The sequence below is a fragment of the Streptomyces sp. NPDC051987 genome, assembly GCF_040680735.1.
GTDB lineage: Bacteria > Actinomycetota > Actinomycetes > Streptomycetales > Streptomycetaceae > Streptomyces.
The window spans coordinates 1-20,937 of the sequence record NZ_JBFAXI010000125.1 but is presented as its reverse complement, the minus strand read 5'-3'; the positions used below and the strand labels follow the sequence as shown (position 1 = coordinate 20,937).

20 protein-coding genes and 2 pseudogenes are annotated in these 20,937 nt (G+C 70.4%); 13 read left to right on the top strand and 9 right to left on the bottom strand.

Translation table 11 applies throughout. The features are described from left to right. Nucleotides 1-342: pseudogene (locus tag AB0M11_RS37755) on the top strand (glucose-6-phosphate isomerase); the annotation flags it as partial. A 74-nt stretch (nt 343-416) separates the two neighbouring features. Here the strand turns inward: AB0M11_RS37755 and pgl are convergent. From pgl to tkt, 5 genes are read right to left on the bottom strand one after another with little or no spacing between them, the layout of a single operon-like run. Continuing rightward, nucleotides 417-1,199 (bottom strand): 6-phosphogluconolactonase, encoded by a 783-nt coding sequence (gene pgl, locus AB0M11_RS37750; RefSeq protein WP_365712815.1) that lies wholly within the window; start codon nt 1,197-1,199, stop codon nt 417-419. Then, nucleotides 1,196-2,302: a glucose-6-phosphate dehydrogenase assembly protein OpcA gene (gene opcA / locus AB0M11_RS37745; protein ID WP_365712813.1), complete on the bottom strand. Its 1,107-nt coding sequence runs from the start codon at nt 2,300-2,302 to the stop codon at nt 1,196-1,198. Before opcA ends, pgl begins: the two co-directional genes overlap by 4 nt. Further along, nucleotides 2,299-3,822 carry a glucose-6-phosphate dehydrogenase gene (zwf, locus tag AB0M11_RS37740; protein WP_365712811.1) on the bottom strand — a complete coding sequence of 508 codons (1,524 nt, stop codon included), beginning with the start codon at nt 3,820-3,822 and terminating at the stop codon, nt 2,299-2,301. The genes opcA and zwf overlap by 4 nt, the downstream gene beginning before the upstream one ends. Before the next feature lie 4 nt (nt 3,823-3,826). After that, nucleotides 3,827-4,945: a transaldolase gene (gene tal / locus AB0M11_RS37735; RefSeq protein ID WP_365712809.1), complete on the bottom strand. Its 1,119-nt coding sequence runs from the start codon at nt 4,943-4,945 to the stop codon at nt 3,827-3,829. A gap of 33 nt (nt 4,946-4,978) precedes the next feature. Continuing rightward, nucleotides 4,979-7,066 carry a transketolase gene (gene tkt / locus AB0M11_RS37730; RefSeq protein ID WP_365712807.1) on the bottom strand — a complete coding sequence of 696 codons (2,088 nt, stop codon included), beginning with the start codon at nt 7,064-7,066 and terminating at the stop codon, nt 4,979-4,981. 447 nt (nt 7,067-7,513) lie between these two features. Here tkt and AB0M11_RS37725 point away from each other — a divergent pair, with 447 nt between their 5' ends. The 4 genes and pseudogenes from AB0M11_RS37725 to AB0M11_RS37710 all read left to right on the top strand — a co-directional run. After that, complete coding sequence (locus AB0M11_RS37725) at nt 7,514-8,431, top strand: heme o synthase (RefSeq protein ID WP_365712817.1); 918 nt, start codon at nt 7,514-7,516, stop codon at nt 8,429-8,431. A gap of 58 nt (nt 8,432-8,489) precedes the next feature. Next, nucleotides 8,490-8,810 carry a hypothetical protein gene (locus tag AB0M11_RS37720; protein ID WP_365712805.1) on the top strand — a complete coding sequence of 107 codons (321 nt, stop codon included), beginning with the start codon at nt 8,490-8,492 and terminating at the stop codon, nt 8,808-8,810. Between the two features lie 168 nt (nt 8,811-8,978). Then, complete coding sequence (locus AB0M11_RS37715) at nt 8,979-10,085, top strand: amidohydrolase family protein (protein WP_365712803.1); 1,107 nt, start codon at nt 8,979-8,981, stop codon at nt 10,083-10,085. Nucleotides 10,086-10,103: 18 nt separating this feature from the next. Next, a pseudogene (locus AB0M11_RS37710) lies at nt 10,104-10,324 on the top strand (nucleotidyltransferase); the annotation flags it as partial. A gap of 82 nt (nt 10,325-10,406) precedes the next feature. Here AB0M11_RS37710 and AB0M11_RS37705 read toward each other — a convergent pair. From AB0M11_RS37705 to AB0M11_RS37690, 4 genes are all read right to left on the bottom strand, one after another. After that, nucleotides 10,407-11,426 (bottom strand): COX15/CtaA family protein, encoded by a 1,020-nt coding sequence (locus tag AB0M11_RS37705; RefSeq protein ID WP_365712801.1) that lies wholly within the window; start codon nt 11,424-11,426, stop codon nt 10,407-10,409. Between the two features lie 86 nt (nt 11,427-11,512). Beyond that, a complete protein-coding gene (locus AB0M11_RS37700) occupies nt 11,513-12,283 on the bottom strand; it encodes an ABC transporter permease (RefSeq protein ID WP_365712799.1) in 771 nt (256 codons plus the stop codon). Continuing rightward, a complete protein-coding gene (locus AB0M11_RS37695; RefSeq protein ID WP_365712797.1) occupies nt 12,280-13,203 on the bottom strand; it encodes an ABC transporter ATP-binding protein in 924 nt (307 codons plus the stop codon). The genes AB0M11_RS37700 and AB0M11_RS37695 overlap by 4 nt, the downstream gene beginning before the upstream one ends. A 46-nt stretch (nt 13,204-13,249) precedes the next feature. Next, the gene (locus AB0M11_RS37690; RefSeq protein ID WP_365712795.1) at nt 13,250-14,053 is read right to left on the bottom strand and encodes an AAC(3) family N-acetyltransferase; all 804 of its coding nucleotides are present in this window, start codon (nt 14,051-14,053) and stop codon (nt 13,250-13,252) included. A 206-nt stretch (nt 14,054-14,259) separates the two neighbouring features. On the opposite strand from AB0M11_RS37690, the gene AB0M11_RS37685 reads away from it, so the two are divergent. The 8 genes from AB0M11_RS37685 to AB0M11_RS37650 are packed head-to-tail and all read left to right on the top strand — an operon-like array spanning nt 14,260 to nt 20,875. Beyond that, a complete protein-coding gene (locus tag AB0M11_RS37685) occupies nt 14,260-15,015 on the top strand; it encodes a metalloregulator ArsR/SmtB family transcription factor (RefSeq protein ID WP_365712793.1) in 756 nt (251 codons plus the stop codon). Further along, a complete protein-coding gene (gene sufB / locus AB0M11_RS37680; protein ID WP_365712791.1) occupies nt 15,012-16,433 on the top strand; it encodes a Fe-S cluster assembly protein SufB in 1,422 nt (473 codons plus the stop codon). Before AB0M11_RS37685 ends, sufB begins: the two co-directional genes overlap by 4 nt. A 59-nt stretch (nt 16,434-16,492) precedes the next feature. Further along, nucleotides 16,493-17,677, top strand: a complete 1,185-nt coding sequence (gene sufD, locus AB0M11_RS37675) for a Fe-S cluster assembly protein SufD (protein ID WP_365712789.1) — start codon at nt 16,493-16,495, stop codon at nt 17,675-17,677. Then, nucleotides 17,674-18,000, top strand: coding sequence for a non-heme iron oxygenase ferredoxin subunit (locus AB0M11_RS37670; protein WP_293997009.1), 327 nt, complete (start codon nt 17,674-17,676; stop codon nt 17,998-18,000). The genes sufD and AB0M11_RS37670 overlap by 4 nt, the downstream gene beginning before the upstream one ends. 8 nt (nt 18,001-18,008) lie before the next feature. Continuing rightward, nucleotides 18,009-18,773 carry a Fe-S cluster assembly ATPase SufC gene (gene sufC, locus AB0M11_RS37665; RefSeq protein WP_365712787.1) on the top strand — a complete coding sequence of 255 codons (765 nt, stop codon included), beginning with the start codon at nt 18,009-18,011 and terminating at the stop codon, nt 18,771-18,773. Then, on the top strand, nt 18,770-20,026 hold the full coding sequence (locus tag AB0M11_RS37660) for a cysteine desulfurase (RefSeq protein ID WP_365712785.1): 1,257 nt from the start codon (nt 18,770-18,772) through the stop codon (nt 20,024-20,026). Before sufC ends, AB0M11_RS37660 begins: the two co-directional genes overlap by 4 nt. Before the next feature lie 49 nt (nt 20,027-20,075). Continuing rightward, nucleotides 20,076-20,546 carry a Fe-S cluster assembly sulfur transfer protein SufU gene (gene sufU / locus AB0M11_RS37655; RefSeq protein ID WP_365712783.1) on the top strand — a complete coding sequence of 157 codons (471 nt, stop codon included), beginning with the start codon at nt 20,076-20,078 and terminating at the stop codon, nt 20,544-20,546. Then, nucleotides 20,543-20,875, top strand: a complete 333-nt coding sequence (locus AB0M11_RS37650; protein WP_181804573.1) for a metal-sulfur cluster assembly factor — start codon at nt 20,543-20,545, stop codon at nt 20,873-20,875. The genes sufU and AB0M11_RS37650 overlap by 4 nt, the downstream gene beginning before the upstream one ends. Nucleotides 20,876-20,937: the final 62 nt, after the last annotated feature.

The following is a 20,937-nucleotide window of genomic DNA, read 5'->3' as shown; positions in this document are numbered from 1 at the left end:
GCGCTGGCCTTCGGCAAGACCGCCGACGAGGTCCGCGCGGAGGGTGTCCCCGAGGAGCAGGTGGCGCACCGCACCTTCCAGGGCAACCACCCCACGACGACCATCCTCGCGAAGGAACTCACCCCGTCCGTCCTGGGCCAGTTGGTGGCGCTGTACGAGCACAAGGTCTTCACCCAGGGCGCCGTCTGGAACATCGACTCCTTCGACCAGTGGGGCGTCGAACTCGGCAAGGTCCTCGCCAAGCGCGTGGAACCGGCCCTGACGGAGGGCGCGGACGTCCCCGGCCTGGACGCCTCCACGAAGGCCCTGGTGGCGAAGTACCGGGAGCTGCGCGGGCGTTAGGCCCGTGATCGGCTCCGGTCATGAAGAAACCCGTACGGCCGCCCAGGCCGTACGGGTTTCTTTCCGGTACCTCGTCAGGGCGAGGCCGGCGGATACAGCGACCGCGGCAGCTGGGAGGCCGCCGTGGAGTCCAGGAGCCACAGGGTGCGCCGGCGGCCCTGGGCGCCCGCTGCCGGGGCCTGGATCTCGCCCGCGCCCGAGAGGGCGATGGCGACGGCCTCGGCCTTGTCCTCACCCGCCGCCAGGAGCCAGACCTCGCGGGCCGAGCGGATGGCGGGAAGGGTGAGGGAGACGCGGGTGGGCGGGGGCTTGGGGGCGCCGTGCACGCCCACCACCGTGCGTTCCGTCTCGCGGACCGCGGGGAGCTCCGGGAAGAGCGAGGCCACGTGGGTGTCCGGGCCGACACCCAGCATCAGGACGTCGAAGGTCGGCACCGGACCGTGGTTCTCGGGGTCGGCCGCTGCGGCCAGCTCCGCCGCGTAGGCCTCGGCCGCCGCGTCCACGTCCGTGCCCCAGGGGCCGTCCGAGGCGGGCATGGCGTGCACGCGCTTCGGGTCCACCGGAACCTGGTCGAGCAGGGCGTCCCGGGCCTGGGTGACGTTGCGCTCCGGGTCGCCCTCGGGCAGGAAGCGCTCGTCTCCCCACCACAGGTCGAGCCGCCCCCAGTCGATGGCGTCGCGGGCCGGGGCGGCCGCGAGGGCCGCCAGCAGGCCGTTGCCGTTGCGGCCGCCCGTGAGGACCACGGACGCCTCGCCCCGGGAGGCCTGGGCGTCCACGATCTTCGTGATCAGGCGGGCCGCGGCGGCCTGCGCCATCAGCTCCTTGTCGCGGTGCACGACCAGCTGGGGAGTGCTCATGTCGTCTTCGCCCTCTTCTTCAGCGGCGCCCTTTCCTGCGGTGCCGCTTCTGTCGTGGGAGCCTCGGCAGCGGCTTCGGGGGCTGCTGCGTCGGGTGCCGGTTCTCCTTTGGGCGAGGGGTCCGGCGCCGCGGCGGTGTCCTGAGCCGGCGGAGCCGGTTCCGGCGGGGCTGCCGCCGACGCGTTCAGGCGGTCCACGCCGAAGCGCAGCGCCGACGCATAGGTGTCGTCCGGGTCGAGCCGGCGCAGTTCCTCCGCGATCAGCTCGGCCGTGTCGCGCCGCTTCAGCGCCACCGCGCGGTCCGGCTGACCGTCGATGGACAGGGTGGCGAGGGAGCCGTCCGCGCGGTCCAGCGCGATGCCGCCCTCGCTGGTGGCCAGGCGGACCGCGGTCAGGCCGGGGCCGGCCGAGAGGGAGCGCTTGACGGGGACGTCCAGCCGGTCCGCGAGCCACATCGCCAGCAGCTCGCAGCTCGGGTTGAACTCCTCGCCCTCCACCTCCACCGCCTTGACCTCGCAGACCACCTGGTCCAGGGCGGCCGCCAGCATCGAGCGCCAGGGCGTGATCCGGGTCCAGGACAGGTCCGTGTCGCCGGGGGTGTAGGCGTCGGCGCGGGCGGCCAGCTCCCGCACCGGCTGCTCGGAGGAGTAGGTGTCGGTGACCCGGCGCTGGGCGAGGGCGCCCAGGGGGTCCTTCGCCGGGTCGAGCGGGGCGTTCACCGGCCACCAGACGACGACCGGCGCGTCGGGCAGCAGCAGCGGCAGCACGACCGAGTCGGCGTGGTCGGCGACCTCGCCGTACAGCCGCAGCACCACCGTCTCGCCGGTGCCCGCGTCCGCGCCCACCCGGACCTCGGCGTCCAGGCGGGACGCCGTACGGTCGCGGGGGGAGCGGGAGACGCGCTTGATGACGACCAGCGTGCGCGAGGGGTGCTCGTGCGAGGCGTCGCCGGCGGCCTTCAGGGCGTCGTACGCGTTCTCCTCGTCGGTGACGATGACGAGGGTGAGCACCATGCCCACGGCGGGCGTGCCGATGGCCCGGCGGCCCTGCACCAGGGCCTTGTTGACCTTGCCGGCCGTGGTGTCCGTGAGGTCTATCTTCATGGCCGGCGCCAGCTCCGTCCGTCTCGTGCCAGCATCTCGTCGGCCTCGGCCGGACCCCAGGTGCCGGACTTGTACTGCGCGGGCCTGCCGTGCGTGTCCCAGTACTCCTCGATCGGGTCGAGGATCTTCCAGGACAGCTCGACCTCCTCCGTGCGCGGGAAGAGGTTGGAGTCGCCGAGCAGCACGTCGAGGATCAGCCGCTCGTACGCCTCCGGCGAGGACTCGGTGAAGGACTCGCCGTAGGCGAAGTCCATCGACACGTCCCGGATCTCCATCGACGTGCCCGGCACCTTGGAGCCGAAGCGGACGGTGACGCCCTCGTCGGGCTGGACGCGGATGACGATCGCGTTCTGCCCGAGTTCCTCGGTGGCCGTCGTGTCGAAGGGGGAGTGCGGGGCCCGCTGGAAGACCACCGCGATCTCGGTGACCCGGCGGCCGAGCCGCTTGCCGGTGCGCAGATAGAAGGGGACGCCCGCCCAGCGGCGGTTGTCGATCCCGAGCTTCACGGCGGCGTAGGTGTCGGTCTTCGACTTGGGGTTGATGCCGTCCTCTTCGAGGTAGCCGATGACCTTCTCGCCGCCCTGCCAGCCGGCCGCGTACTGGCCGCGCACGGTCGAGGTGCCGAGGTCCTTGGGCAGCCGGACCGCGCCGAGCACCTTCTCCTTCTCCGCGGCCAGCGCGTCCGCGTCGAAGGAGGCCGGCTCCTCCATGGCGGTCAGTGCCATCAGCTGGAGGAGGTGGTTCTGGATGACGTCACGGGCCGAGCCGATGCCGTCGTAGTAGCCGGCGCGGCCGCCGATGCCGATGTCCTCGGCCATGGTGATCTGCACGTGGTCCACGAAGGACCGGTTCCAGATCGGCTCGTACATGGTGTTGGCGAAGCGCAGCGCCAGGATGTTCTGGACGGTCTCCTTGCCGAGGTAGTGGTCGATCCGGAAGACCTGCTCCGGCTCGAACACCTCGTGGACGACCTTGTTGAGCTCCTCGGCCGACTTCAGGTCGTGGCCGAACGGCTTCTCGATGACCGCGCGCCGCCAGGAGCCGCCGGACTGGTCGGCCAGGCCGTGCTTCTTCAGCTGCTGGATGACCACCGGGAAGGAGCGCGGGGGGACGGACAGGTAGAAGGCGAAGTTGCCGCCCGTGCCCTGCGCCTTGTCCAGTTCCTCGATGGTGGAGCGCAGGCGCTCGAACGCGTCGTCGTCGTCGAAGGTGCCCTGGACGAAGCGCATCCCCTGGATGAGCTGCTGCCAGACCTCCTCCCGGAACGGCGTGCGGGCGTGTTCCTTGACGGCGTCGTGGACCTCGGCGGCGAAGTCCTCGTGGGCCCACTCACGGCGGGCGAAGCCGACCAGGGAGAAGCCCGGCGGCAGCAGACCCCGGTTGGCGAGGTCGTAGACGGCGGGCATGAGCTTCTTACGGGAGAGGTCGCCCGTGACGCCGAAGATGACCAGGCCCGACGGCCCCGCGATACGCGGGAGCCGTCGGTCGGCGGGGTCACGCAGCGGGTTGCTGCTTGACAAGATGTCAGCCCTCCGAGGGGGCCAGGCGCTCCAGCTCCGCCTGGGTCGACTTGAGCAGGTCGTTCCAGGACGCCTCGAACTTCTCGACGCCCTCGTCCTCCAGTACCTGGACCACGTCGTCGTACGAGATCCCGAGCGCCTCGACAGCGTCGAGGTCGGCGCGGGCCTGCTCGTACGTGCCGGTGATCGTGTCGCCGGTGATCTCGCCGTGGTCCTCGACCGCGAAGAGGGTGGCCTCCGGCATGGTGTTCACCGTGTTCGGCGCCACCAGGTCGTCGACGTACAGGGTGTCCTTGTACGCCGGGTCCTTCACGCCGGTGGAGGCCCACAGCGGACGCTGCTTGCGGGCGCCCGCGTTCTCCAGCGCCTGCCAGCGGTCGGAGGAGAAGACCTCCTCGTAGGCCTGGTAGGCGAGCCGGGCGTTGGCGACGGCGGCCTTGCCGCGCAGCGCCTTGGCCTCGTCGGTGCCGATGTCGTTCAGGCGCTTGTCGATCTCGGTGTCCACCCGGGACACGAAGAACGACGCCACCGAACGGATCAGCGACAGGTCGAGGCCGCGCTCCTTGGCCTTCTCCAGGCCGGTCAGGTAGGCGTCCATGACCTTGCGGTAACGCTCCAGCGAGAAGATCAGCGTGACGTTGACGCTGATGCCCAGGCCGATGACCTCGGCGATCGCCGGCAGACCCGCCTCGGTGGCCGGGATCTTGATGAGCGTGTTGGGGCGGTCCACCAGCCAGGCCAGCTGCCTGGCCTCGGCGACGGTCGCCTTGGTGTTGTGCGCCAGGCGCGGGTCGACCTCGATCGACACACGGCCGTCCTGGCCGTCGGTCGCGTCGAAGACCGGGCGCAGGATGTCGGCGGCGTCGCGGACGTCCGCCGTGGTGATCATGCGGATCGCCTCTTCGACGGTCACCTTGCGGGCGGCGAGGTCGGAGACCTGCTGGTCGTAGCCGTCGCCCTGGGAGATCGCCTTCTGGAAGATCGTCGGGTTGGTGGTGACGCCCACGACGTGCTGCTGGTCGATCAGCTCGGCGAGGTTGCCGGACGTGATCCGCTTGCGCGACAGGTCGTCCAGCCAGATCGCGACGCCTTCCTCGGAGAGGCGCTTGAGTGCGTCTGTCATGGAATTACATCTCCTACGGGTCGTATGTGAGCGTCAGCGCTGGGCGGCGGCGATGGATTCCCTGGCCACGGCGGCCACGTTCTCGGCAGTGAAGCCGAACTCCTGGAAGAGCACCTTGCCGTCGGCCGAAGCACCGAAGTGCTCCAGGGAAACGATGCGGCCGGCGTCCCCCACGTACTTGTGCCAGGTGAGACCGATACCCGCCTCGACCGACACCCGCGCCCGGACGGACGGCGGCAGGACGCTGTCCCGGTACCCCTGGTCCTGCTCCTCGAACCACTCCACGCACGGCATGGACACGACCCGGGTGGGCACGCCGTCGGCCTCCAGCCGCTCGCGCGCCTCGACGGCGACGTGCACCTCGGAACCGGTGGCGATGAGGATCACCTCCGGGGCCCCGTTCGACGCCTCGAAGAGGACGTAACCGCCCCTGGCCGTGTCCTCGTTGGGCTCGTACACCGGCACGCCCTGGCGGGTCAGCGCCAGGCCGTGCGGGGCGCCCTTGCCGAACACCTTCGTGTAGCGCCTGAGGATCTCGCGCCAGGCGATCGCGGTCTCGTTGGCGTCGGCCGGGCGGACCACGTTCAGACCCGGGATGGCGCGCAGCGAGGCGAGGTGCTCGACCGGCTGGTGCGTCGGGCCGTCCTCGCCGAGGCCGATGGAGTCGTGGGTCCACACGTACGTCACCGGCAGGTGCATCAGCGCCGACAGCCGCACGGAGTTGCGCATGTAGTCGGAGAAGACGAGGAACGTACCGCCGTAGACACGGGTGTTGCCGTGCAGGGTGATGCCGTTCATCTCCGCGGCCATGGAGTGCTCGCGGATACCGAAGTGGATGGTGCGGCCGTAGGGGTCCGCGCCCGGCAGCGGGTTGTCCGCCGGCAGGAACGAGCTGTCCTTGTCGATCGTCGTGTTGTTCGAACCGGCCAGGTCGGCGGAGCCGCCCCACAGCTCGGGGATGACCGCGCCGAGGGCCTGGAGCACCTTGCCGGAGGCCGCGCGGGTCGCGACGCCCTTGCCGGGCTCGAAGACCGGGATCTTCTCCTCCCAGCCCTTGGGCAGCTCGCCCGCGGCGATGCGGTCGAAGTCGGCGGCCCGCTCGGCGTTGTTGTCCCGCCACAGCTGGAACGACTTCTCCCACTCGGCCTTCGCCGCCGCGCCGCGCTCCCCGGCCTGCCGGGTGTGGGCGATGACCTCCTCGGCGACGTCGAAGCTCTTCTCCGGGTCGAAGCCGAGGACGCGCTTGGTGGCCGCGACCTCGTCCGCGCCCAGCGCCGAGCCGTGCGCGGCCTCGGTGTTCTGCGCGTTCGGGGCGGGCCAGGCGATGATCGAGCGCATCGCGATGAAGGACGGCTTGTCCGTCACCTTCTTCGCGGCCTCGATCGCGTTGTAGATGGCGTGCGGGTCCAGGTCGCCGTCCGGCTTCGGGGCGATCCGCTGCACGTGCCAGCCGTACGCCTCGTACCGCTTGACGGTGTCCTCGGAGACGGCCGTCTCGGTGTCGCCCTCGATCGAGATGTGGTTGTCGTCCCACAGCAGGATCAGGTTGCCGAGCTTCTGGTGGCCGGCCATCGAGGACGCCTCGGCGGAGATGCCCTCCTGGAGGCAGCCGTCACCGGCGATGCAGTAGATGTAGTGGTCGAACGGCGACTCGCCCTGCGGCGCGTCCGGGTCGAACAGACCGCGCTCGTAGCGGGCGGCCATGGCCATGCCCACCGCGTTGGCGACACCCTGGCCCAGCGGACCGGTGGTGGTCTCCACGCCCCTGGTGTGGCCGTACTCCGGGTGACCGGGGGTCTGCGAGCCCCAGGTGCGGAAGGCTTCGAGGTCTTCCAGCTCCAGGCCGAAGCCGGCCAGGTAGAGCTGCGTGTAGAGGGTCAGCGACGAGTGACCGGCGGACAGCACGAAGCGGTCGCGGCCCACCCAGTCGGGGTCGGACGGGTCGTGCCGCATCACCTTCTGGAAGAGGGTGTACGCGGCCGGCGCCAGGCTCATCGCCGTACCAGGATGGCCGTTGCCGACCTTCTGTACGGCGTCGGCGGCCAGGACGCGGGCGGTGTCGACGGCCCGCTGGTCCAACTCGGTCCAGTCGAGGTCTGTGGTGGTCGGCTTGGTGCTCACCCTGAGTCAGGGCTCCTCTCCACATGTTCGGTTACCGGTCCACGGGCACACGCCCACACCGGCTGCCGGTGCACTGGGTGCCCACCGGCCGCTGTCGAGCCTACCCCCGTAAGGACGTGCGTTTTTTCGAGTGTTTCCAGACTGCCGGGACTCTCGGGGATCCGCCTCCCGACTGGCCGGGAAGGCATTCGGCACATGAATACGGAACCGCTCATCTGACTGCTCAATCGAGCCACCCCACCCCTCTTGCGAGACGCCCGCCAACACGACCCCACCCCCGCGAAGGTCGGGGTATGGGCAACGTCTAAAGTGGCGTGGTACGCGCGAGCCTTTACCGTGAGTTCACACGGCGGGGCTCGCTGGGAGTCTCTGTCAGGGGTGTGCGTGACGGCCGTCGAATCCCGTCCTGGGGGCACCTCCCAGGCCCTTAAGGCACTGGGGGAGGGGGTGCTCGGTGCGAGCGAGAGCCCGAGCCACCGGCCGTTCGGGGCCCGTGTCAAAGCTTTCGTGGCGCTGACCAAGCCACGGATCATCGAGCTGCTGCTCATCACCACGGTCCCGGTGATGTTCCTGGCGCAGCAGGGCGTGCCCGACCTGACGCTGGTGCTGCTCACCTGCGTCGGCGGCTACCTCTCGGCGGGCGGCGCCAACGCGCTGAACATGTACATCGACCGGGACATCGACGCGCTGATGGACCGCACGTCACAGCGTCCGCTGGTGACCGGCATGGTCAGCCCGCGCGAGTGCCTCGCCTTCGGCATCACCCTGGCGGTCGTCTCCACGCTGTTGTTCGGTCTCACCGTCAACTGGCTGAGCGCCTGGCTGTCACTCGGAGCGCTCCTCTTCTACGTCGTCGTCTACACGATGATCCTCAAGCGCCGTACCTCGCAGAACATCGTCTGGGGCGGGATCGCGGGCTGTCTGCCGGTGCTCATCGGCTGGTCGGCCGTCACGGACTCCATGTCGTGGGCGCCGATCATCCTGTTCCTCGTCATGTTCTTCTGGACGCCGCCGCACTACTGGCCGCTGTCCATGAAGGTGAAGGACGACTACGCGCGCGTGGGCGTGCCGATGCTGCCCGTGGTCGCCTCCAACAAGGTGGTCGCCAAGCAGATCGTCATCTACAGCTGGGTGATGGTCGCCGTTTCCCTGCTGCTCACCCCGCTCGGCTACACCGGCTGGTTCTACACGCTGGTCGCCCTGGTGGCGGGTGGCTGGTGGCTGTGGGAGGCGCACGCCCTGCAGAACCGCGCCAAGGCCGAGGTGACCGGCGGGAAGCTCAAGGAGATGCGGCTGTTCCACTGGTCCATCACCTACGTCTCCCTGCTCTTCGTGGCCGTGGCGGTCGACCCCTTCCTGCGCTGACGCAGGTCACACCGCCCTGCCCTCGCCAGTCCAGCTACCCGTGAGTAGCATCCTGTCCATGGCAGACACGCAGCAGGTTGACCAGAAGGCCGGGCGCAAGGTCGCGCGCCTCGCCAAGGAGATCGACACCTTCGCCAAGGCCCACGGCGGCGCCGAGGGTCAGGTGGCCTACATCGGCGAACGAGGCGCCCGCGTCGTCCTCGTCGGCGCGGACGGCGCCTGGGGCGACCTGGTGGCCCCCGCGTACGAGATCGCCGAACAGGCCGTCGCCAAGTCCGGCATCACGGTCCACGAGTCCTTCGACGGCGAGTTCGCGGCCAAGGTGACGACGGGCCCGTACGAGTGGAAGCGCATGGCCGGCATCCAGATCGGCGGCTGAACAAGCGCCCCGTTTCAGGGTCGCGGGGCTGTGTCTGACATGCGGCTCCGCCGCGTGGGCGCGACCAGCCCACACCGGCCCGTGGCCGAAGGGCGACCGCACACCGCGACCTCCGTCCCGGTTCACCCGTTAAGACGGTCAAGCAACCGTCGTCCACGGGGAGCCCGGATGATCGACACGCCGTCCCTGGTGGACCAGTACTGCCACGGCGTCCTCCGTACGGAGCTCGGCCTCGGCACCTTCGAGGCCCAACTCGCCCGCACCGAAGGCCCCCCGGCGCCCGGCACCACCCTCTTCGACACCCAGACCGGTTTCGCGGTACGGCGCTGGTGCCCTCCGCTCCTCGGCCTGGAACCCCACTGCGCGCCGGCCCGCTACCTGGCCCGGCGCCGCGAACTCGGCGTCCTGGAGACCGGCCGACGGCTCCTGCGCGGCAGCGGCATCACCACCTACCTCGTCGACACCGGCCTGCCCGGCGATCTCACCGGCCCCGCCGAGGTCGCCTCGACCGGCGCCGCGGAGGCCCGCGAGATCGTCCGCCTGGAACTCCTCGCCGAGCAGGTCGCCGACACCTCCGGCACCGTCGAGTCCTTCCTCGCCAACCTCGCCGAGTCCGTGCACGGCGCGGCGGCGAACGCGGTCGCCTTCACCTCCGTCGCCGGTCTCCGCCACGGCCTGGCGCTGGCCCCCGAACCCCCCGGCCCCGGCGAGGTGCGCGGCGCGGCCGGCCGGTGGCTGGCGGGCCGCCGCGTCGGCGGCGAGCTCACCGACCCGGTCCTGCTGCGGCACCTGCTGTGGATCGCCGTGGCCTCCGGCCTCCCCCTCCAGCTGCACGCCGGCCTCGGCGAACCCGGTGCCCGGATCGACCGCACCGACCCCGTCCTGCTCACCGACTTCGTCCGCGCCACCGCGGGCCTCGGCACCGACCTGGTCCTCCTGCACGGCTACCCCTACCACCGCCACGCCGCCCACCTCGCCGGCGTCTTCCCGCACGTGTACGCCGACTCGGGCGCCGCCCTGGTGCGCACCGGTGCCCGCGCCGCGACGGTCCTCGCCGAGATCCTGGAACTGGCCCCGTTCGGCAAGATCCTCTTCTCCAGCGGCGCCCACGGCCTGCCCGAGCTGCACGTGGTCGGCGCCCGGCTGTTCCGAGAATCCCTCGCCCGGGTCCTCGGCACCTGGGTCGCGGAGGGCGCCTGGTCCCTGGGCGACGCCCAGCGCGTGGCCGAACTGATCGCGGCGGGAAACGCGAAACGCGTGTACGCGCTGGACTGACCTGTCCAGACCGGGCCCATGGAAACGGAGACGTCACTGGCCCGCTTCGTCCGCGAACTGTCGGCAGTGGACCCCGTGTCCGTCTGGGCGCACGGCTCGCTCGCCGGGGGCGACGACTACCAGGAGGGCCGCAGCGACCTCGACCTGATCGCGGTCCTGCCCGGCCCGTGACGCCCGCCGTCGTCTGGCGGATCGCCGCGGCGCACGCCAGGCTGCGCGCGCTGCCGCTCGCCGCGCTACGTCCGAAGCCGCCGTTACGACCCGCGTCCCGCCGCGCCCACCGAGGAGTGGAGGGCGCGGCGGGCCCGGCTGACCCCGGGACTACCTGGGACCGGCGATCGACGTGTTCACGGCGTCGTACGCCTGAGCGGGCACCTCGGCCGTGACATCGGCGCGTTCCCGCAGCGACAGCAGGACGCGCAGCACGCCGATCCACACCAGGCAGGAACCGAACATGTGCAGGCCGACCAGGACCGTGGGCAGGTGCGTGAAGTACTGGACGTACCCGATCACGCCCTGACCGAGCAGGATCAGGAACAGGTCCCGGACGCGGTCCCGCGGCCCCTGGGGCGCGCCGACGCCCTTGAGGAAGAACCACAGCGCGAAGGTCAGCGACACCACGATCCAGGCGAACACCGCGTGCAGCTCGGCCACGCCCGACCAGCTGACGTCGATGCGCTCGACGTCGCCGGAGTCGCCCGGGTGCGGTCCCGCGCCGGTCACCACCGTGCCCGCGGCGATGAGCAGCAGCGACACGCCCACCAGGGCCCACACCAGCTGCAGCACGGCCCGGCCGACCAGCGGACGTGGCGCGCCGTCCCCCTCCCGGGTGCGCTGCCACATCAAGGTGGCGACCGTGATCAGAGCCGTCGCCAGCAGGAAGTGGGCGGCCACGGTGTACGGGTTCAGACCCACCAGCACCACGATGCCGCCAAGGATCGCGTTGCTCATCACGAGCCAGAACTGCGCCCAGCCCAGCCGGGTCAGACCGCGCCGGTACGGCTTCTGCGACCGGGCGGCGATGATCGCCCAGCCGACCGCCGCGCACAGCACGTAGGTCAGCATGCGGTTCGCGAACTCGATGGCGCTGTGGTAGCTCAGCGCGTCGGTCGGGGTCAGCGAGCCGGAGGTGCACTCGGGCCAGGTCGGGCAGCCCAGACCGGAGCCGGTGAGCCGCACCGCGCCGCCGGTGACCACGATGACCACCGACATGACGAGCGCGGCGAGAGCCGCCCGCCGGACGGTCCGGGGATCCGGCGTCCAGCGGTCGGCGATGAAGGCGAGCGGGTTGCGCAACGCCGCTACGAGGTAGGCGGGGGTCAGCTTTGGCACGGGAACCATGGTAGGGGGCCGCTTGTGCACGCGTTCACGAGGGTCGGGCTCGGTCGTGGCGGCGCAGGCCCGTCGCTCCGCCGCGGCGCCGGGCGTCACTCCCAGCGGAAGAACCGGCCCGCCGCTCCCAGCGCCAGCACCGCCCAGACCGCGAGGATCCCGAGGTCGGCCCACGGCATGGCCGACCCGTGCTGGAGGACGTCCCGGAGGCCGTCGGACAGGGCCGAGATGGGCAGCAGGCCGAGTGCGTCCTGGGCCCCGCCGAACTTGTCCAGCGGGACGATGACCCCGCCGCCCACGAGCAGCAGCAGGAACACCAGGTTGGCGGCCGCCAGGGTGGCCTCCGCCTTGAGGGTGCCCGCCATCAGCAGGCCGAGGCCGGAGAAGGCGGCCGTGCCGAGGACCAGCAGGAGCAGGACGGCGAGCGGGTTGCCGTGCGGGGACCAGCCGAGGGCGAGGGCGATCACCGTGAGGAGGATCACCTGGAGGATCTCGGTGACCAGGACCGACGCGGTCTTGGCCGTCATCAGGGCCCAACGGGGCAGCGGGGAGGCGGCGAGGCGCTTCAGGACGCCGTAGCGGCGCTCGAAGCCGGTCGCGATGGCCTGGCCGGTGAAGGCCGTGGACATGACGGCGAGGGCGAGGATGCCGGGGGCCAGGAAGTCGACCGCCTTCCCCTTGCCCGTGTCGACGACGTCCACCGAGCTGAAGAGCACGAGCAGGAGGGTGGGGATCACCACCGTCAGCAGCAGCTGCTCGCCGTTGCGGAGCAGCATCCTCGTCTCCAGGGCCGCCTGCGCCGCGATCATGCGGGGGAGCGGGGCGGCTCCCGGCTCGGGGGTGTAGGTGCCGGTCGCGGTGGTCATGAGCGCAGCTCCTTGCCGGTCAGCTCCAGGAAGACGTCCTCCAGGGTGTGCCGCTCGACCGAGATGCGGTCGGGCATGACGCCGTGCTGGGCGCACCACGAGGTCACCGTCGCCAGCAGTTGCGGGTTGACCTTGCCGACGACCCGGTAGGAGCCCGGGGTCAGCTCGGCGGCCGTGGAGTCGGCCGGCAGGGCCTTGAGCAGCGAGCCGACGTCGAGGCCGGGGCGGCCGGTGAAGCGCAGGGTGTTCTCGGCGCCGCCCTTGCACAGCTCCTCGGGGGTGCCCTGGGCGATCACCCGCCCGGCGTCGATGATGGCGACGTCGTCGGCGAGCTGCTCGGCCTCTTCCATGTAGTGGGTGGTGAGGATGACCGAGACGCCGTCGGTGCGCAGGTCCCGGACGAGGTCCCAGGTCGCGCGGCGGGCCTGCGGGTCGAGGCCGGCCGTCGGCTCGTCGAGGAAGACCAGCTCCGGGCGGCCGACCACGGCCATGGCGAGCGCGAGGCGCTGCTGCTGGCCGCCGGAGAGACGGCGGTAGGACGTGCGGCCGCAGCTGCCGAGGCCCAGCCGCTCCATCAGCGCGTCCACGTCCAGCGGATGCGCGTGCAGCTTCGCCACGTGCCGCAGCATCTCGTCGGCGCGGGCGCCCGAGTAGACGCCCCCGGACTGGAGCATCACGCCGACTCTGGGACGCAGCTCGGCGGACTGCCGTACCGGATCGAGGCCCAGGACGCGCACCGTGCCGGAATCCGGCCTGCGGTACCCCTCACAGGTCTCGATCGTGGTCGTCTTGCCCGCCCCGTTGGGGCCGAGCACGGCCGTCACGCCCGCCTCCGCGGTCAGCGCGAGACCGTCCACAGCGGTCTTGGCGCCGTACCGCTTCACCAGGTCCCGAACCTGGACCACCGGCTCACTTCGCATGGTGTCAGAGTCTAGGGACGGCCGCCGTCACCCGGACGGCCGGGTGCTAGATCTCCTCCTCACGGGGGCGGTGCACGGCCAGCCACCGCTCGGCGTAGGCCACGGCCTCCGCGACCGGGAAGAGCCGGGCCCCGGCCGCGCCGACCGTGCCGCGGACGACCACCGGGCGGTCGCGTTCGAAGTCGTGGCCGAGTTCGTCGAAGCGGTCGGAGGTGATCGACACCTCGGTGACCTCCTCCCAGCCGCCGTCGGGCGCGGGGCGGCCGACGCGCACCCGCGGGGACGGGATCCGGTACTCGGCGAGATGGAAGCTGGTGCAGGTGGCGTAGCCGGTGCCGAGCATGAGCACGCGCGCGTGCAGCTTCTCCAGCCGCGCCAGCGGGCTGCGCTCGCCGAGCCGGCACTCCGGGGCGTGGCCGTCGAGGAGCTCCGCCGCGCGGGGGCCGACGGCGGCGAAGGAGGTCTGCGGGTGGGCGCTGCGCACGGCACCGGGCCAGGTCCGCACGGTCTCCGGGACCACGCCGACCCCGCGGCTGGGGGTGATCCGGGGGTCGTACGGCGGCATGGTCGCCCGGATCACCGCCCACCACTCCTCGGGCACCGGCGGATGTCCCCACACCGCGGGGTCGGAGAGGTCGCCGGTCTGGGTGGGGACCACCAGGGTGCCGTCCGGACCGAGGGCGTCGAGGAGGGCCTGGACGACGGCCACGGCTCCGCCGTTCACCCAGCCGAGGGAACTGAGCGAGGTGTGCGCGAGGAGGGTCTCGCCGGTCCTGACGCCCAGCAGGCGAAACTGCTCGGCGAGGGTGTCCCGTGTGACAAGAGGGCCGGTCGGAGGGGGTGTGGGCATGGTCAGGGAGTGTTGCGGAGGGGACCGCCCGCCCGCCACCCCGTGGCACCGGGGATGATCGGAATCGGCCAAGGGGTGATCGATCAAAGATCGTTTCCCCAGGTCAGGGACCCTATCGGGTTAGGCATGCCTAAGTGATGCAGGGCACCGTCGCGTCGCCCGGACGCCGCTTGCCTGCCTCTGAGGAATTACGCAACAATGGTGTTGTGAAAAACGTCGGCGAGGCTCGGGAGACCGCCTGCGAGACCCCCACGGGGGCCGCGCAGGAAGAGCTCGCGACCGGAGAGCGCTCGACGCGCAACCGGGTCGCGCGGTCGATCCTGGACCACGGACCGTCGACCGTCACGGAGCTGGCCGGACGCCTGGGCCTGACCCCGGCGGCCGTACGCCGGCATCTGGACGCGCTGGTCGCCGACGACGTCGTGGAGGCGCGCGAGCAGCGGGTGTACGGCACGCGGACGCGCGGCCGGCCCGCCAAGATCTTCGCCCTCACCGACTGCGGCCGTGACGCCTTCGACCAGTCGTACGACAAACTGGCCGCCGACGCGCTGCGCTGGATCGCCGAGCAGGGAGGCGGCCAGGAGGCGGTCGCCGCCTTCGCGCGGGCCCGGATCACCGCCCAGGCGAACGCCTACCGCAGGGCGATCGAGAGCGTGAGCCCCGACGAGCGCACCGAAGCGCTGGCCAAGGCCCTGAGCCTGGACGGGTACGCTGCAACGGCGCGCAGCGCACCGGTCGGCGAGCAGCTGTGCCAGCACCACTGCCCGGTCGCCCATGTCGCCGAGCAGTTCCCCCAGCTGTGCGAGGCGGAGACGGAGATCTTCGCCGAGCTGCTCGGAACGCACGTCCAGCGGCTGGCGACCATCGCGCACGGCGACGGCGTCTGCACGACGTTCATCCCAAAGATCTCCACGACTTCCACTGACGCATCTGCAAGCACGGCCGGGAGGAACCCCGCATGACGCTCCCCACGGAGACTGCCCACCCCGAGCTCGAAGGCCTGGGCAAGTACGAATACGGCTGGGCCGACTCCGACGTGGCCGGTGCCTCCGCCAGGCGCGGCCTGAGCGAGGAGGTCGTCCTCGACATCTCCGGCAAGAAGTCCGAGCCGGAGTGGATGGCCAGGCTGCGCCTCAAGGGCCTCAAGCTCTTCGAGAAGAAGCCCATGCCGAACTGGGGCTCCGACCTCTCCGGCATCGACTTCGACAACATCAAATACTTCGTGCGCTCCACGGAGAAGCAGGCGGAGTCCTGGGAGGACCTGCCCGAGGACATCAAGAACACCTACGACAAGCTGGGCATCCCGGAGGCGGAGAAGCAGCGCCTGGTCGCCGGTGTCGCCGCCCAGTACGAGTCGGAGGTCGTCTACCACCAGATCCGTGAGGACCTGGAGGAGCAGGGCGTCATCTTCCTCGACACCGACACCGCCCTGAAGGAGCACCCGGAGCTCTTCAAGGAGTACTTCGGCACCGTCATCCCGGCCGGTGACAACAAGTTCGCCGCGCTGAACACGGCCGTGTGGTCCGGCGGCTCCTTCATCTACGTGCCGAAGGGCGTGCACGTCGAGATCCCGCTCCAGGCGTACTTCCGCATCAACACGGAGAACATGGGCCAGTTCGAGCGGACCCTGATCATCGTCGACGAGGGTGCCTACGTGCACTACGTCGAGGGCTGCACCGCTCCGATCTACAAGTCGGACTCCCTGCACTCCGCGGTCGTCGAGATCATCGTCAAGAAGAACGCCCGCTGTCGCTACACGACCATCCAGAACTGGTCGAACAACGTCTACAACCTGGTCACCAAGCGCGCCGTCGCCTACGAGGGCGCCACCATGGAGTGGATCGACGGCAACATCGGCTCCAAGGTGACGATGAAGTACCCGGCCGTCTACCTGATGGGCGAGCACGCCAAGGGCGAGACCCTCTCCATCGCCTTCGCGGGCGAGGGCCAGCACCAGGACGCCGGCGCCAAGATGGTCCACATGGCCCCGAACACGTCCTCCAACATCGTCTCCAAGTCGGTGGCGCGCGGCGGCGGCCGCACCTCCTACCGGGGTCTCATCGAGATCGGCGAGGGCGCCCCGGGCGCCAAGTCGAACGTGCTGTGCGACGCGCTGCTCGTCGACACCATCTCTCGCTCGGACACCTACCCGTACGTCGACGTCCGCGAGGACGACGTGTCCATGGGCCACGAGGCGACGGTCTCCAAGGTCTCCGAGGACCAGCTCTTCTACCTGATGAGCCGCGGCCTCAGCGAGGACGAGGCGATGGCCATGATCGTGCGTGGCTTCGTCGAGCCGATCGCCAAGGAGCTGCCCATGGAGTACGCCCTCGAACTCAACCGGCTGATCGAGCTCCAGATGGAAGGCGCGGTCGGCTGACGACCACCGCCCGACCGCCACGCCACACCCGATTTCCGAAAGCGAGCACTACGACAGCCATGGCTGAGGCTCAGAACTCCCCGGTGGGCTCCACCACCGCCGGCGCCATCGCGGTGGCCGCCGAGTCGACCGTCGCCACGCGCATGAGCGCGCCCCCGTCCTTCGACGTCGCGGACTTCCCGGTCCCGCACGGCCGCGAGGAGGAGTGGCGGTTCACCCCGCTGGAGCGCCTGCGCGGGCTGCACGACGGCACGGCGGTCGCGTCCGGCGACAGCCTGAAGGTCGCGGTGGAGGCCCCCGAGGGCGTCACCGTGGAGCTGGTCGGCCGCGACGACCCCCGGCTCGGCCGGGCCGGCACCCCGGTGGACCGGGTGGCCGCCCAGGCGTACTCCGCCTTCGAGCAGGCCGGCGTGGTCACCGTCCCCAAGGAGACGGTGCTCACCGAGCCGATCCGGATCAACGTGCACGGCCAGGGCGGGGTCGCCTACGGCCACCAGCTGATCGAGCTGGGCGCCTTCGCCGAGGCCGTCGTCGTCATCGACCACACCGGTGACGTGGTCACCGCGGCCAACGTCGAGTACGTCCTCGGCGACGGCGCCAAGCTGACCGTCGTCTCCGTCCAGGACTGGGACGACAAGGCCGTCCACGTGGCCCAGCACAACGCGCTGGTCGGCCGGGACGCCACCTTCAGGTCCGTGGTCGTCACCTTCGGCGGCGACGTCGTACGACTGCACCCGCGCGTCTCCTACGCCGGCACCGGCGGCGAGGCCGAGCTGTACGGCCTGTACTTCACCGACGCCGGGCAGCACCAGGAGCACCGCCTGCTGGTCGACCACAACACCCCGCACTGCAAGTCCAACGTCGCCTACAAGGGCGCGCTCCAGGGCGACAACGCGCACGCGGTGTGGATCGGTGACGTCCTCATCGAAGCCAAGGCCGAGGGCACCGACACCTACGAGATGAACCGCAACCTGGTCCTCACGGACGGCGCGCGCGTCGACTCGGTGCCGAACCTGGAGATCGAGACCGGCGAGATCGTCGGCGCCGGCCACGCCTCCGCCACCGGCCGCTTCGACGACGAGCAGCTCTTCTACCTGATGGCCCGCGGCATCCCGGAGCACGAGGCCCGCCGCCTCGTCGTCCGCGGCTTCTTCGCCGAGCTGGTCCAGCAGATCGGTGTCGCCGACATCGAGGAGCGCCTGCTCGCCAAGATCGAGGAGGAGCTGGAGGCCTCGGTCGCATGACCTCGACCGCGTTCGTACGCGCCTGCGGGCTGAGCGAGCTGGAGGAGGACACCCCGAAGCGGGTGGAACTCGACGGCACGCCCGTCTCGGTGGTGAAGACCGAGGGGGAGGTGTTCGCCATCCACGACATCTGCTCCCACGCAAACGTCTCGCTCTCCGAGGGCGAGGTGGAGGACTGCCAGATCGAGTGCTGGCTGCACGGCTCCAGCTTCGACCTGCGCACCGGCAAGCCGTCCGGCCTCCCGGCCACGCGCCCCGTCCCCGTATACCCCGTAAAGATCGAAGGGGACGACGTGCTCGTCTCCCTCACCCAGGAGTCCTGAGGCTATCCATGGCAACGCTTGAAATCCGAGACCTGCACGTCACCGTCGAGGCCGACAACGCCACGAAGGAGATCCTCAAGGGCGTCGACCTGACCGTGAAGCAGGGCGAGACGCACGCCATCATGGGCCCCAACGGCTCCGGCAAGTCGACCCTCGCCTACTCCCTCGCGGGTCACCCGAAGTACACGGTCACCGGCGGCACCGTGCTGCTCGACGGCGAGGACGTCCTGGAGATGTCCGTCGACGAGCGCGCCCGCGCGGGCCTGTTCCTGGCGATGCAGTACCCGGTCGAGGTCCCGGGTGTCTCCGTCTCCAACTTCCTGCGGACCTCCGCCACCGCCATCCGCGGCGAGGCCCCCAAGCTGCGCACCTGGGTGAAGGAGGTCCGGGAGGCCATGGAGCGGCTCTCCATCGACCCCTCCTTCGCCGAGCGCAACGTCAACGAGGGCTTCTCCGGCGGTGAGAAGAAGCGCCACGAGATCCTCCAGCTCGAACTGCTCAAGCCGAAGATCGCGATCCTCGACGAGACCGACTCCGGCCTCGACGTCGACGCCCTTCGCATCGTCTCCGAGGGCGTCAACCGCGTCCGCGAGACCGGCGAGGTCGGCACCCTGCTGATCACGCACTACACGCGCATCCTGCGCTACATCAAGCCCGACCACGTCCACGTGTTCGCCGGCGGCCGCATCGTCGAGTCCGGCGGTCCCGAGCTCGCGGACAAGCTGGAGAACGAGGGCTACGAGGCCTACACGAAGGGTGGGGCATCCGAGTGACACAGCTGCCGGGCCTCCTCGACACCGAGGCGATCCGCAAGGACTTCCCCGTCCTGGACCGTCTGGTCCACGACGGCAAGAAGCTCGTGTACCTGGACAACGCGGCGACCAGCCAGAAGCCGCGCCAGGTACTGGACGTCCTCAGCGAGTACTACGAGCGCCACAACGCCAACGTCCACCGCGGTGTGCATGTGCTCGCCGAGGAGGCCACGGCGCTGTACGAAGGCGCGCGCGACAAGGTCGCCGAGTTCGTCAACGCGCCCAGCCGCGACGAGGTGATCTTCACCAAGAACGCCTCCGAGTCGCTGAACCTCGTGGCGAACATGCTCGGCTGGGCCGACGAGCCCTACCGGGTGGACCACGAGACCGAGATCGTCATCACGGAGATGGAGCACCACTCCAACATCGTGCCGTGGCAGCTGCTCGCGCAGCGCACCGGCGCGAAGCTGAAGTGGTTCGGCCTCACCGACGACGGCCGCCTCGACCTGTCCACCATCGACGAGGTCATCACCGAGAAGACGAAGATCGTCTCCTTCGTGCTGGTCTCCAACATCCTGGGCACGGTCAACCCGGTCGAGGCGATAGTGCGCCGCGCCCAGGAGGTCGGCGCCCTCGTCTGCATCGACGCCTCCCAGGCCGCGCCCCACATGCCGCTGGACGTGCAGGCCCTGCAGGCCGACTTCGTGGCCTTCACCGGCCACAAGATGTGCGGCCCGACCGGCATCGGCGTCCTCTGGGGCCGCCAGGAGCTGCTGGAGGACCTCCCGCCGTTCCTCGGTGGCGGCGAGATGATCGAGACCGTGTCGATGCACTCGTCGACGTACGCCCCGGCGCCCCACAAGTTCGAGGCGGGCACCCCGCCGATCGCCCAGGCGGTCGGCCTCGGCGCGGCGATCGACTACCTGAACGCCATCGGCATGGACAAGATCCTCGCCCACGAGCACGCGCTGACCGAGTACGCGGTGCAGCGGCTCCAGCAGGTCCCGGACCTGAGGATCATCGGCCCCACCACGGCCGAGGACCGGGGCGCCGCGATCTCCTTCACCCTCGGGGACATCCACCCGCACGACGTGGGCCAGGTCCTCGACGAGCAGGGCATCGCGGTCCGCGTCGGCCACCACTGCGCGCGGCCCGTCTGCCTGCGGTACGGAATTCCTGCGACCACGCGAGCGTCGTTCTATCTGTACTCCACTCCGGCCGAGATCGACGCTCTGGTCGAGGGCCTGGAGCACGTACGGAACTTCTTCGGCTGAAGGGCGTGAGCTGAGCCGTGCTGTGTAATGGGAAGCGAGGTCTGTCGTCGTGAAGCTGGATTCGATGTACCAGGAAGTCATCCTGGACCACTACAAGAACCCGCACGGGCGTGGTCTGAGGGACGGCGACGCCGAGGTGCACCATGTGAACCCGACGTGCGGCGACGAGATCACCCTCCGAGTGAAGTACGACGGCACGACGATCGAGGACGTCTCCTACGAGGGCCAGGGCTGCTCCATCAGCCAGGCCTCGGCCTCCGTGCTGAACGAACTGCTGGTCGGCAAGGACCTCGCGGACGCACGGAACATCCAGGAGACCTTCCTGGAGCTGATGCAGTCCAAGGGCCGGCTGGAGCCCGACGACGCGATGGAGGACGTCCTGGAGGACGCGGTCGCGTTCGCCGGTGTCTCCAAGTACCCCGCCCGGGTCAAGTGCGCCCTCCTGAGCTGGATGGCGTGGAAGGACGCGACGGCGCAGGCCCTGGGGGGCGCGGCCGACGCCGAAAGGAAGACGGCATGACCGACACCGCTGAGATGAAGCCCGCCTCGGAGGAAGAGCTCCGCGAGGCCCTGATGGACGTCGTCGACCCCGAACTCGGCATCGACGTCGTCAACCTCGGCCTGATCTACGGCATCCACATCGACGACGCGAACATCGCCACCGTCGACATGACCCTGACCTCGGCGGCCTGCCCGCTGACCGATGTCATCGAGGACCAGGCCAAGTCCGCCACGGACGGCATCGTCAACGAACTGCGCATCAACTGGGTCTGGATGCCCCCGTGGGGCCCCGACAAGATCACCGACGACGGGCGCGAGCAGCTCCGGGCACTCGGGTTCAACGTCTGAGAACTCCCGCGTACGTCGAAGCGGCGGCACCCGGCCAGGGGTGCCGCCGCTTCGACGGTGTC